Below are 12,265 nucleotides of genomic sequence, written 5' to 3'. Positions count from 1 at the left end.
CTGCTCTCATCCACCCAGGCCGCGCCTACAACCGGCAACGGTCTCTACCCATTTCACACGTAAAGAGCTATCAAGCGTTTTTTTGTCGCCTGCGCAATAGCGCATTGCAACATATAGCTAATACGTCCGATTCCTCCAATGGAGAAGACCGTTTGCCGCTGCTTTTCCCGTCGCAAAACAAGCAGTTAAAAGATAACCGCCGGTGGGCGCTTCCCAGTCCAGCATTTCTCCGGCGACGAATATTCCAGGACGGGATTTCAGCATGAAATGATCGTCAATATCACACCAGCCTACTCCGCCTGCGCTGGATATTGCCTCCGCGATGGGTCGTGGCGAAGTTACGGGAATGGTCGAAGCCTTTATGGCCGCAGCAAGCTGCTGAAAGGACATGTCGGCGAGGTCCGGGTGACATTCCCGCAAAAGGGCGATCTTCGCCGGCGAGAGGCTGGCGGCCTTCCGAAGCCTGTTGGACAGGCTGTCTTTGCGCGGATGCCGCTCCAGATCGTTTGCAATACGGTCTTGTGTCCTGCCGGGCGCAAGATCGACAAGGAGCGTCGAACCTTTTCCCGATTTGAGGGCATCACGGACGCTTGCCGAATGCGCGTAGACCAGACTTCCTTCGATGCCGTGAGTGCTGATGACGAATTCGCCCTCGAACCGCTCTTCGCCTGACGTCAGCGCAACGGATTTTATGGGAGTACCGGCAAATCTGTCCCGAAAGTAATCGCTCCATCCAACATTGAAGCCACAATTTGCGGGCTGGAAATCAACGACCTCAGCGCCCGCTGCCTTAAGCCAAGGAACCCAGGCACCATCCGAGCCGAGCCTAGGCCAGCTTGCCCCGCCGAGGGCGATCAGGATCAGATCACTCTCGACCACAATCCGCCCATCCGGTGTCTCGAATGCAAGAGCGTCGCCCTCGAAACCGACCCAGCGATGCCGGGTCTTGATCGTCACACCCTGGCGCTCTAGCCTGCTCAGCCATGTTCGAAGAAGCGGCGAGGCTTTCATCGCGACGGGAAATACCCGGTTGGACGTGCCAACGAATGTCTCCTGCCCCAGTTCCAGCGCCCAGTCGCGAAGCATCTGCGGAGTGAAATCATCCAGCGCAGATCGAAGTCTCGTCTGAGCGGAGCCGAAACGGCTGACGAATGCGCTATAGTCCTCGGCATGGGTAATGTTGAGGCCGGACTTGCCAGCCATGAGGAATTTACGGGCCACCGTCGGCATGGCTTCGAACACGGTTACCATCGCACCGGCTGAGGACAGAACCTCTGCGGCCATCAGGCCCGCCGGGCCGCCACCGATGATCGTCACTTGCCTGCCGTCCATTATCCGAAAAATCCATATGCGTTTCTTTTCTATGCCTTATAACGATTTGCGTGTTGCGGTACATGCGCTAATGACAGGACATGTTCACACTCGCCCGCCCCGAAACCTTTGCTCAGGACATCAAGAAAAGCCGGTTCATCGCGCTGGCCAGTCCCATTGCGGATGAAGATGCGGCAAAGCGCTTCATCGAGGAACATTCTGACCCCACCGCGACGCATAATTGCTGGGCGTGGCGCACCGGCCAGGTCTATCGCTTCAGCGATGACGGAGAACCTTCCGGCACCGCAGGCAAGCCTATCCTCCAAGCTCTGGACGGACAGTCGCTCGACATGGTGGCGGTCGTCGTCATCCGCTGGTTTGGCGGCATATTGCTTGGAAGTGGCGGGCTGATGCGGGCCTATGGCGGGACGGCAGCAACCTGCCTGAGAAACGGTGAGAAGACCGAGATCATACCGGTGACTGCAGCGCAGATGGAATGTGGATTTTCCGACCTCGCCTTGGTGAAATCAAGGTTGCAGGCTGTTCCAAATCTCTCCATCACCGCCGAGACCTTTACCGCCGATGGCGCTACGCTGCATCTCGCTGTGCCCTTGGCAACAGCTGTTGAGACGGCGAAAATGGTCATGGATCTGACAAGCGGTCGGGTCACCCTTCCCCTGCCAAACCAGTGACAATGCAGACCTCGCCTTCGCAGAGATTCGTGATATGAGGCAGCATGACAACAGAGCTTGCCAATCCTGTCTATAATCCTCCCATGGAGCCTTACGTCTCGATCATCTATCAGGACGAGGATTTTCTTGTTCTCGACAAGCCGAGCGGACTGCTGTCCGTACCTGGCCGGGATCCTGCTTTGTCGGACAGTTTGGCGACAAGAGTTCAGAAGACATTCCGCAACGCTTTGATGATCAATCGGCTGGATAAGGACACGTCCGGCATCGTCCTGATGTCTCTGAACAAAAGGGCCCATGCGGCAATCGCGCGGCAGTTCGAGGAGCGCACGACCGAGAAATCATATGTCGCGGTGGTCTGGGGCACTGTGGCGGACGAAAGTGGCCATATCGATCTGCCACTTGCAATAGACCCCGACAACAAGCCAAGGCACCGTGTGGACTTCACAAACGGAAAGAACGCCCAGACGGATTGGCAGGTGCTGGAGCGTCTTTCACTTCCCGCCACGCGGCTGAGGCTCCATCCCCTAACCGGCAGAACCCATCAACTGCGTGTGCATATGAAAGCCCTTGGGCATCCCATCCTCGGAGACGAGTTTTATTCCGAGGGCGATGCGCTGGCCGCTGCCCCGCGTTTGCTGCTGCACGCGGAAAAACTTGGGTTTCGCCACCCGGACGGGCAAGATATCAGCTTTAGCAGCCCCTGCCCTTTTTGAGACGACAATGAAGACAGAAGATCAAGACGCAGGTTTCAGAATAGATTTCGTCGGCGGCGCCGTCGGCCACAGGCTACGCTCCGGTGAAGGACGCGGTCAGGCGCTTGCGAAGGCGGCAGGGCTGAAGGCTGGCAAAACCCCTGACATTGTTGACGCCACGGCGGGATTGGGACGCGATTCATTTCTGCTCGCGTCGCTCGGCTGCAACGTCACGCTCATCGAACGATCAAAGCCGATGTACGACATGTTGTCCGATGCGCTCACGCGCGCTTCACAGGAAAATGGAGTCTATGAGGAGATAGTCTCGCGAATGACACTGCTTCACGGTGACTCCCGGGAGCTTATCCCTACACTTTCGCCTGAGGTCATTCTGATCGATCCCATGCACCCGCCACGGCAGAACACCGCATTGGTGAAGAAAGAGATGCGGGTTTTGAGGGAGCTGGTCGGCGCGGATCCCGACCAGGCTGAACTTATGGAAATTGCCCTTGCAAATGCGCAGAAACGCGTTGTTCTCAAGTGGCCCTTGCGAGCCGAGCCAATGCCCGGCATACGCAAACCTTCACATCAAATCCTGGGTAAGAGCACCCGGTTCGACGTCTTCATGATCATTGCCACCGCTAATCCCTGACGCACCATTTACCGGAATGTTGCCTTGCGCTGAGCATTCATGAGCAACTCATGGCGGGAAGCAAAGTCGCCAAACAGCGCTTTCAAGCGGCTTTCCTCGACCTTGTCCAGACGATAACGCTGACAAAATTCCACAACGCTCAGGATTGGCTTGATCTCCGTCGCTTCTATTTCTTTGTTGTCTATGATTTGCATGGCACCCTCCTGCGATTTGCGACACTGCAAAACTCGCATAACGAGGAAAGGTTCCTTGTGAATTCTGGGTCACATGTTTTCGCCCCGCACTCTTCAAGTTTTATTGATACGGCCGTGTCGAAACGAATTTTTCCAGGATGTGTTTTCGGTTGGCAATCAATCCATGGAAGGGAGACCAATGCCTAGACCACAGCGCCTGTTGACGACCACTGCCTTTGCGATGTGCCTTTTCGTCCCGCTCGCACCTCTGGCCAATGCCCAGTCGGCGAATACGGCAGAGACGAAACAACCGAACGCGCCCGATCAGAAACCGGCATTCAAGGAGCAGACACGAGCCGCTCAGCCGGAAAAGATGCCATCCTTGCAAAAGACTGTCGTCGCTGATGATCTGCCCCATCTCTGGTCGATGGAAATCCTGCCCGATGGTCGCCTTCTCGTGGCTGCTAAAGAAGGGGCAATTCACATTATTGCGGATGGAAAAGCGGGTCCTGCGCTGGAAGGCGTCCCGCAAGTTTCATCCGACGGACAGGGGGGATTGCTTGATATCGCCCTTGCCCCAGACTTCGAATCCTCAGGCAACATCTACTTTTCATTCTCTGAGCCTCGCGATGGCGGCAACGGCACATCGGTCGCCTCAGCGAAGCTTGTGCAAAACGGCGATAAGGCCGTTCTGGAAGATACGCGCGTAATCTTCCGGCAGATGCCGACCTATGACGGCGACAAGCACTTTGGATCGCGCTTAGCATTCGGACCCGCGGGCGAGCTTTTCGTGACCGTTGGCGAGAGATCCGATGCCGAGATGCGTGGGCAGTCGCAGGACACGGCGAGCGGGCTGGGCAAGGTTTTCCGCATCGACACTTCCGGCAAGCCCTTCGAAGGCAATCCCTTCGTCGGCAAGGACAACGCGCTCCCAGAAATCTGGAGCTATGGCCATCGCAACATCCAGTCCGCGACGATCGATGGCGACGGAAGACTGTGGACCGTGGAACACGGGCCAAAGGGCGGTGACGAGTTGAACCTGCCCAAGGCGGGCCTCAATTACGGCTGGCCGATTATCACCTATGGCATTGAATACAGTGGGGGAACGGTGGGCGAAGGCTTGACTGCCAAAGAGGGAATGGAACAACCCGTCTACTACTGGGACCCGGTGATTGGACCATCCGGCATGGCCTATTACAGTTCTGACGCTATTCCCGAGTGGAAAGGGTCCCTCATCATCGGCGGCCTTGTTACGCAGGGGCTTGTGGTACTGAAGCTGGAAAATGACAAGGTGGTGTCAGAAGGGCGTCTTCCGCTTGAAGCTCGAATCCGCGATGTCAAGATCGACAAGGATGGCTCCGTATACGCCGTGACCGAAGAACGAGGCGGCGGGAAATCACAGATATTGAAGCTTAGCCCCGAAGCATAATTCTGCTTTCAAAGGATGCGGCTGCCATGCCGCATCCTTCAGCACACGATGGGAACTGACATAGGGCGGGCGCATTATTCCTCACAGCGTGAGGAGCATCCAAAAGCATGAACCAGCTTCCAATTCGTCTCTTGAAGAAAATCGGGTTGACCTATGTCAGCGATCAGGAGCCAGGCATATCGCGTGAGCGGCGCGGAAAAGGCTTTTCGTACCGGCTGCCAGATGGCGCGCTGCTTTCAGACAAGGTGGAAATCACCCGCCTGAAATCCCTTGGCGTGCCCCCAGCCTATAAGAAAGTCTGGATCTGCATAGACCCAAATGGCCACCTTCAGGCAACCGGCTACGATGCACGTGGACGCAAGCAATACCGCTATCATCCTGATTGGCACACGCTCAGAGGTGAGACCAAGTTTTACCAACTGAAGACCTTTGGCGAAGCGCTGCCTGCAATAAGACGCCGTGCTGCAAATGATATTGCAAAGCAGGTTCATGGTGAGAAGGTCACGCTTGCGGCGCTCGTTCTCCTGCTTGATGCAGCCTATTTGAGAGTTGGCAACAAGACCTATCTCGAAACCAACGGCACTTACGGGGCAACGACGTTGCTGAAGAAACACATCTCCTTCGGCGAAACGATAGAGCTCAGATTTGCGGCGAAGGGCGGCCAGCGGGTAAAGCGGAAACTGAGACATCCACGCCTCCAACGCATTCTGGAAAACATCGCGGATCTTCCGGGAAAGCAGCTCTTTGTCTGGCAGGATGAAAAGGGACTTGTTCATCCGATCGATTCCAGTGCACTCAACGCCTATATTTCAGAGGTCGCAGGCGAAGGCATTTCAGCCAAGACTTTTAGGACATGGGGCGGCACGCTGGCCGCTTTCGGCAATGCAAGCCGTGCGCTTGCGGCGGATGAGAAGCCGACGATGAAGGGAATGTGTGTGGCGGCTGCCGAAGAACTGTCCAACACCCCCGCAATTTGCCGGAAAAGCTATGTGCACCCAAGCGTTCTTGATCTGGCATCCGACGAAAAGGCCGTGCGCAGGCTGCAAAAAATAATGGCGGCGGAACAGAAAAGCGTTGCGGGTCTGCGCATGGATGAGCGCAGATTGCTTGAATTCCTGCCCTGAATTATCTCATCGCGGCGTCGATGATCGTTCTCGCAGGCTCGACGATTTCATAAGTGCAGGCAAAGGTGGCCTGGGCCACACCAAACGTCTCGCCTTCATCCGTTTGCAACTGAACGATCGCATCGCCTGGCAGCGCCACTGCAGTGTCGCCCGAGGGAGCCTTGAAATTGAAGGGCCCTGCCGCCTCAGTGACGATGAAATAGGTCATCTCGGGGCCGTCAGGTTTGAACGACCTGTAACCGGCTGCGTCCTGAGCGGTAAGTGGTTCACCATAGCGATCCCGAAAAACGCGAGCCTTTACCAGGCTTTCCTCATTACCCGTTTCTTCGCAGCGATTTCTGACAACCCAGTCGCCAATTTCAGCGGGCTTGGATCGGGTTTCTACGCCCTGCCCTTTTATGAAGGTGATAACGATCTCGCCTGGAGAAGCAGGACGAGCATCGACCTCCCTGGTTTTTCTGGCGATGCCTGTCGTGCCCCGATGTTTCGCTTGCGCCATAAGGGCGATCTGATCACGCCGTGGCAACTCATCGAAGGCGGATGCAGCCCCGCAAGGAAAGATCAGGACTGAAAGCAAAAGCGCCAGAACACGAGACAAAGGGGCCATCGGATTTCCAATCCATCGAACACGAGGCAGGTCATGGATATGCGACCCGGCGAAGGAAAAATCGGAGCGACTCTGCCGCGCATTTTTCTCTTCACGCATGTGTGAACTAACCAGATATAGGCCCTGAGAAAAACCACGCGTTCTGAAGGGTGGATTTTAACAGCCAACCCTGTGCACATTTATTCGGCATCGCCAGACCACGTGGTCGAGCGTTCAGTTTCATGTCAGCTAGATGACACATCCCCGCATCGAGATGTTATCGACGCGCAGCTTTCTGAAAGCCGCGCCTCCGTGAGCTAGCATGGCGGAAAGAAGACAATGGCACTACAAATTCAGACAATCAGAGGTGGGCATAGCGACATTAGAAGACCGACAATTGGCAGCGTGCCGCTCAGTATTGTCACCGCTCTCTATCTACTGTTTTTCACCAACCACACGTTCTGGACAAAGGTTCACACTTATCTGTCCGCATATCCCGTCGCGATATACGGACTCTATATCGCCATGAGCGCAGCCTTTACTGCTGTTTTCATCTTCTTTTCCGCAAAGTACATAACGAAACCCGTGTTTTCGGTTCTGATCATCATCGCCGCCGTTTCGTCCTGGTTCATGGATCGTTTTGGCGCAATCATCGACAGCGACATGGTTCGCAATGCCTTTGAGACGACGAACGCTGAAGCAGGTAATCTGATGACAGCAGGCTTTGCCCTCCATCTGGTATTGTTTGCCGGAATTCCGATTGCCCTGCTCGCATTCGTGCGCATCGATCACCGGCCCATCCTTGGCAAAGTTTTGTGGAATACGCTGGCCATTCTGGCATGTCTTTCCGTGGTCGCAGCGGTGGCCGCGGCAAATTCCAAGACATTCACAACCGCTGTGCGCCAGCACAAGGATATCGTCAAAACCCTCAATCCGTTGACGCCGATTTCGTCGACGATCCACTATTTCTCCCAGGCAGACAAGGAAGCAAAACTCACTGTTTCACCCACCGGGCAGGATGCCAAAGTGGTGCCTGCGCTGGGCGGCATCACCAAGCCACGCGTCACCATCATCGTCGCAGGGGAAACGGCTCGGGCAGCAAACTTCTCGCTGAATGGTTATGGTCGCGAGACAAATCCCGAGCTCAAGAAACGGAATGTCATCTATTTCCCGAACACGGTCAGCTGTGGCACCGCGACCGCAATTTCCATACCCTGCATGTTTTCCCGTTTTCCGCGCTCGGAGTACAGCCATAGCAAGGCGCTTTCGAACGAAAATGTCCTCGATGTTCTCGTTCATGCTGGCGTAGACGCACGCTGGTGGGACAACAACACAGGCAGCAAGAACGTCGCCGACCGTATTCCTTATTTCGACCTGACCGCTGCGCTTGATCCAAAGTTCTGCCCGACCGGCGAATGCCGCGACGACATATTTCTGGATCGGCTCGACAGCTGGCTCGATAATGTGACCAAGGACAGCGTCATCGTTCTGCATCAGATGGGAAGCCACGGGCCGACCTATCATCTGCGCTATACCGACGAGTTCCGCCAGTTCAAGCCCGATTGCCAGACGGCAGAGCTTCCCGATTGCAAGGACGGTGAGATCGTCAATGCCTACGACAACACCCTGCTCTACACGGACCACTTTCTTTCAAGCGTCATCGACAAGCTGAAAGCCCGCTCCAACAGACTTGCCACGGGCTTGATCTACGCCTCCGACCACGGTGAATCGCTGGGTGAAAACGGGCTTTACCTGCATGGAGCGCCATATATTCTCGCGCCACCGGAACAGACACATGTCCCCTTCATCGTGTGGGTCGATGATGACTTTGCAAAGTCCATGGGGCTGGACACCAGTTGCCTTTCCAAGGAAGCACAGGCTGGCGGAAAATCTCATGACAATTTCTTTCACAGCATTCTGGGCATGATGAATATTTCGACTTCGGTCTATAAACCGTCACTCGATGTCTTCAGCGCATGCACCCACCGTCCGACGGCGTGAAAGGCGGACCGCTTGACGGGACGAGAGGCACAGCATACGCACTAACCATGCCCGTCTCAGTCCGGGCTGGAAGCGAGGTATGCTTGCGGGTTCTGCTTGTCGAAGATGATGGGGTTTTGGGCGAAGCTCTTCGCGACCATGTGGCAGCGGCAGGACACGCTGTGGACTGGTTCAAGACGGTATCGGACTCCATCGCTGCGACGCAGACCGTCGATTACGGCCTTATACTGCTGGACCTAAGGCTGCCGGATGGAGAAGGTCTCACGCTGCTGCGCGGCTTGCGGAAACGCAACGATCCTACGCCGGTTATCATTCTGACCGCGCATGATCAGGTTTCGGACCGTATCGAAGGCCTGAATGCGGGCGCGGATGACTATCTGGTCAAGCCCTTCAATCTGGGAGAGCTGACGGCCCGTATGCTGGCGGTTTCACGCCGCTATGAGGGCCGCTCGGCACCCGTGGTCAAATTGCCGGGAATAGAAATCAACCAGGTGGCACGCAACATCACTGTCAACGGCACGGCCCTGACGCTTAGCGCCAGAGAGTGGGCTGTTCTGGAAAAGCTGGTAGAACGCCCGGGCGCGGTCGTATCCAAGGCACAGTTGCACGAAACGCTCTACGAGTTCGGCGCGGAAATAGAAAGCAACACGGTGGAAGTCTATGTCAGCCGGTTGCGCAAGAAAATCGGTGCGGACCGCGTCGAGACCGTCCGGGGCCTCGGCTACACCATCAGGTAAGTCACATGAAACGAAGTGAAAGCATGACACGCCGCATGGTGATCGCTCTGACAAGCGTTGTCGCGCTGTCATGGCTTATCGCATCATCGCTTGGCATCATGGTCATGCAGGACGAATTCGCTGAAATCTTCGACAGCGGGGTGCAGGAAACGGCCGACCGGCTGCTGCCGCTGATTGCGGACGATTTGAAGGAGCGCAGCCCGGAAGCGGAACGTCATCTGGTCCAGCCAGCGAGCGGTACGGAGTATCTTACCTATCAGCTGCGAGACCGCGAAGGCGAGGTCGTCCTTCGATCCCACGACAGCGATGCCGAACCATTCGACGTCCCGCTGGCGCCGGGCTTTGCCGATACCGATACTCAAAGGATCTACACCGTCGTCACCGCAGATGGTAATCTCTACCTGCAAATGGCAGACGCCTTTGCCAATCGCCGCGAGGCCATTGTTGAAGCGGGCACAGCACTGATCCTGCCGCTGTTGCTGCTCATACCGGCAAGCATGATTGCCGTCATTCTGGTTGTCAGACGCACCCTCGCCCCGGTTCAGTCGCTGCGCGATGAAATCGGCACCAAGGACAGCGGAAACATGGTTCCGGTGGATGACACGCACCTACCAGCCGAGCTGCACCCGATTGCCCGATCCGTCAATCTGCTTCTTGAACGACTGCGAGCAGCCCTTGAATCCGAGCGAGCCTTTGCCTCCAATAGTGCCCATGAGTTGAGAACACCCATTGCCGGTGCCCTCGCACAGGCACAGCGTTTGCAGGCCGATATTCCGGCGGAATTCGCTCCAAGGGTGGGCCAGATCGAGCGATCGCTTTCTCATCTCGCTCAACTTGCCGAAAAGCTTCTCCAGATGTCTCGTGCAGAAGCCGGGATCGGTGCATCGGAGACGGATGTCGACCTTTTGCCCGTCGTGGAACTTGTGGTGGAAGACATTGGCCGCTCAGATATCGGGGAAAAACGAATCCAGTTTCATCTCTCGCCTGAGGGAAGTCTGCACGGCAGGGTCAACCCGGATGCCTATGGCATTGTGGTTCGCAACCTCCTCGAAAACGCGCTCGTCCACAGCCCGAAAGGCAGCCTTGTCGATGTGTACATCGATGAGGACAATGGGTTACGGGTCGTCAACGCCGGCGCAATTGTCGAAAAGTCGCTTCTACCCAAACTGACAACGCGCTTTACCCGCGGTGCAACTGAGGCAACGGGCTCCGGCCTGGGATTGGCAATCGTTCACAATCTGGTCGAACAGATGGGCGGCTCGCTTGGACTTTCCTCGCCGGCGAGTGGCCGGGAAGATGGGTTTGAAGCAAGAATCGCTTTGCCCGAAAGATAAAGGCGGACAAAACACATATGAAAGCCAATTCCTAAATTGCTTTCATAAAGGCCGCATTCTATCAGCGTTAGATGCTTTATGACGTCCACCAACTACGGCTCGAGTCGCTGATGTTGCCCTGTGTTGCGGCAACGGAAGCATTGGCGCGCCTGGATGAGAGAATCTCGCGCTCGTCCTTAGGGCAGGGCTTTCTCGAAAGACAGGATTTCGCTGAGGCCGCCTCCTCGCTGTGGGTAGACGGCGAACTGGTTCACATCGAAGATCTCGTCCTCCACGATGCGCATATGGACATAAGGCCACCCACGTCCGAAATGGGCATCGCAAGCCGGATATTGAGAACGCGACGACAAATCGTCGCCAACAAGGCCGAATGGGCACTCAGCCCGGCGGGGCTGGCGCGGCTGCGTGGTGATGAGCCAAAGGAGGGGGAGCGGCGACAAGACGAAGACGTGAGCCTCGGAGCCAAGACCGTTGAAACGAGCGAAGAGGCTGAGGACGACGTCGATGCCGATTCCACGCTCAGCGACGAATTATCCGAGATCGACCGGCTGATTGCCAGAAGCACCGCAACGCTGGAAGCGATCAAGAAAGACGAAAGGTCAGTGCCCCCCTCATCGTTTCAGAACCTGTTGCGAGATCCCGACTGGAACGAGGATGAGCGGCTGGAGGAATGGAATGTGGCCCTGAGATCGACTGACGGATTTCCGGCCACGCTGCGAGCCGCAATTGCCATCGATGCCTGGCAAAAAATGGATGTGCTACAGAGCAGCCCCTGGCTGGGCAGACAACTCGCGTCCGCCCTCATCCGGAGCGATGGCCTGACACCTGCATTCCTGCCAGCACTCAATACTGGCCTGCGTGCCATTCCCCGGGAACGAAGGAGGGCCGGAAGCCGCCACCAACGTCTCATCGGCCTCCTGGACGGCATTCGGGAGGCCGCTATGCTTGGCCTGAAGGAACACGACCGGTTGCTGAATGCCAAGCATCGAATGGAGCGCAGACTTCTGGGACGCAGATCCAGTTCTCGCCTGCCGGAACTGATCGCTCTCGTTCTCGCTCGCCCTGTCGTGTCCACCGCGATGATCGTCAAAGCCTTGGGCACCACACCGCAAGGAGCAGTTGGCCTCGCCAATGATCTGGAGCTGCGAGAAATGACCGGGCGCGGTCGTTTCCGCGCGTGGGGCGTTTTATAGGTCAGTGCCCGCCCTCTTCATTGCACCAGCAACAAACATCGACAGACTGCCGCCATCATAGTCGAAAACATCGACCGAGTGCTCGTCGCCGAGAACTCCGAGCGCCTCTATGCCCGCAACGATCTGCTGGTACTCGGCGTCGCCGTCGAGCTTGTCTATTGAGGCCTGGTCATCCCAGAGGGTCATGGTGGTCCACTGGTTGCCACTGGAAAAAAACATTACCCCCCGGGCGCCCTCTCTGGTCGAGAGAACAGGAAGCGAAACGTGGTGGGCATAGTCGAGCAGTTTTTGTTTTTGCGCGGCGTCAAATTGCGTTTTCCAAGTTCGAACCAGCATGAATA

At 56.4% G+C, this 12,265-nt stretch carries 13 protein-coding genes; 9 read left to right on the top strand and 4 right to left on the bottom strand.

The genetic code is table 11. The annotated features are described in order from the left end of the window. Positions 1 to 117 precede the first annotated feature (117 nt). Complete coding sequence (locus QRN85_RS18375; RefSeq protein ID WP_284759690.1) at positions 118 to 1,332, bottom strand: TIGR03862 family flavoprotein; 1,215 nt, start codon at positions 1,330 to 1,332, stop codon at positions 118 to 120. A gap of 80 nt (positions 1,333 to 1,412) precedes the next feature. Here QRN85_RS18375 and QRN85_RS18370 point away from each other — a divergent pair, with 80 nt between their 5' ends. From QRN85_RS18370 to QRN85_RS18360, 3 genes are read left to right on the top strand one after another with little or no spacing between them, the layout of a single operon-like run. Beyond that, entirely contained in the window at positions 1,413 to 2,003 is a 591-nt protein-coding gene (locus tag QRN85_RS18370) for an IMPACT family protein (protein WP_284759689.1), read from the top strand. 44 nt (positions 2,004 to 2,047) lie between these two features. Continuing rightward, on the top strand, positions 2,048 to 2,716 hold the full coding sequence (locus QRN85_RS18365) for a pseudouridine synthase (protein WP_284759688.1): 669 nt from the start codon (positions 2,048 to 2,050) through the stop codon (positions 2,714 to 2,716). A gap of 7 nt (positions 2,717 to 2,723) precedes the next feature. After that, on the top strand, positions 2,724 to 3,347 hold the full coding sequence (locus QRN85_RS18360) for a class I SAM-dependent methyltransferase (RefSeq protein ID WP_284759687.1): 624 nt from the start codon (positions 2,724 to 2,726) through the stop codon (positions 3,345 to 3,347). An 8-nt stretch (positions 3,348 to 3,355) separates the two neighbouring features. Here the strand turns inward: QRN85_RS18360 and QRN85_RS18355 are convergent, their stop codons facing one another. Then, the gene (locus QRN85_RS18355; protein WP_062586112.1) at positions 3,356 to 3,541 is read right to left on the bottom strand and encodes a hypothetical protein; all 186 of its coding nucleotides are present in this window, start codon (positions 3,539 to 3,541) and stop codon (positions 3,356 to 3,358) included. A gap of 178 nt (positions 3,542 to 3,719) precedes the next feature. Here QRN85_RS18355 and QRN85_RS18350 point away from each other — a divergent pair, with 178 nt between their 5' ends. After that, complete coding sequence (locus QRN85_RS18350) at positions 3,720 to 4,949, top strand: PQQ-dependent sugar dehydrogenase (protein ID WP_284759686.1); 1,230 nt, start codon at positions 3,720 to 3,722, stop codon at positions 4,947 to 4,949. 107 nt (positions 4,950 to 5,056) lie between these two features. Continuing rightward, positions 5,057 to 6,073 carry a DNA topoisomerase IB gene (locus QRN85_RS18345; RefSeq protein WP_284759685.1) on the top strand — a complete coding sequence of 339 codons (1,017 nt, stop codon included), beginning with the start codon at positions 5,057 to 5,059 and terminating at the stop codon, positions 6,071 to 6,073. Position 6,074: 1 nt separating this feature from the next. Here QRN85_RS18345 and QRN85_RS18340 read toward each other — a convergent pair whose 3' ends face one another. Then, a complete protein-coding gene (locus QRN85_RS18340) occupies positions 6,075 to 6,680 on the bottom strand; it encodes a hypothetical protein (RefSeq protein ID WP_284759684.1) in 606 nt (201 codons plus the stop codon). 318 nt (positions 6,681 to 6,998) lie between these two features. Between QRN85_RS18340 and QRN85_RS18335 the strand changes: the two genes are divergently transcribed. The 4 genes from QRN85_RS18335 (at position 6,999) to QRN85_RS18320 (ending at position 11,924) form a co-directional block, all read left to right on the top strand. Further along, positions 6,999 to 8,660, top strand: a complete 1,662-nt coding sequence (locus tag QRN85_RS18335; RefSeq protein ID WP_284759683.1) for a phosphoethanolamine transferase — start codon at positions 6,999 to 7,001, stop codon at positions 8,658 to 8,660. 83 nt (positions 8,661 to 8,743) lie between these two features. After that, entirely contained in the window at positions 8,744 to 9,397 is a 654-nt protein-coding gene (locus QRN85_RS18330; protein ID WP_062586122.1) for a response regulator, read from the top strand. A 5-nt stretch (positions 9,398 to 9,402) separates the two neighbouring features. Further along, entirely contained in the window at positions 9,403 to 10,731 is a 1,329-nt protein-coding gene (locus tag QRN85_RS18325; protein WP_113098211.1) for a sensor histidine kinase, read from the top strand. A gap of 71 nt (positions 10,732 to 10,802) precedes the next feature. Beyond that, positions 10,803 to 11,924, top strand: coding sequence for an RHE_PE00001 family protein (locus QRN85_RS18320; RefSeq protein WP_284759682.1), 1,122 nt, complete (start codon positions 10,803 to 10,805; stop codon positions 11,922 to 11,924). Here QRN85_RS18320 and QRN85_RS18315 read toward each other — a convergent pair. Beyond that, positions 11,919 to 12,260, bottom strand: coding sequence for a hypothetical protein (locus QRN85_RS18315; RefSeq protein ID WP_284759681.1), 342 nt, complete (start codon positions 12,258 to 12,260; stop codon positions 11,919 to 11,921). The genes QRN85_RS18320 and QRN85_RS18315 overlap by 6 nt on opposite strands. Positions 12,261 to 12,265: the final 5 nt, after the last annotated feature.

The organism is Agrobacterium sp. fls2-241-TYG-188a (genome assembly GCF_030209845.1).
The sequence above is the reverse complement of the archived record's forward strand: the minus strand, read 5'-3'. Positions and strand labels throughout refer to the sequence as shown.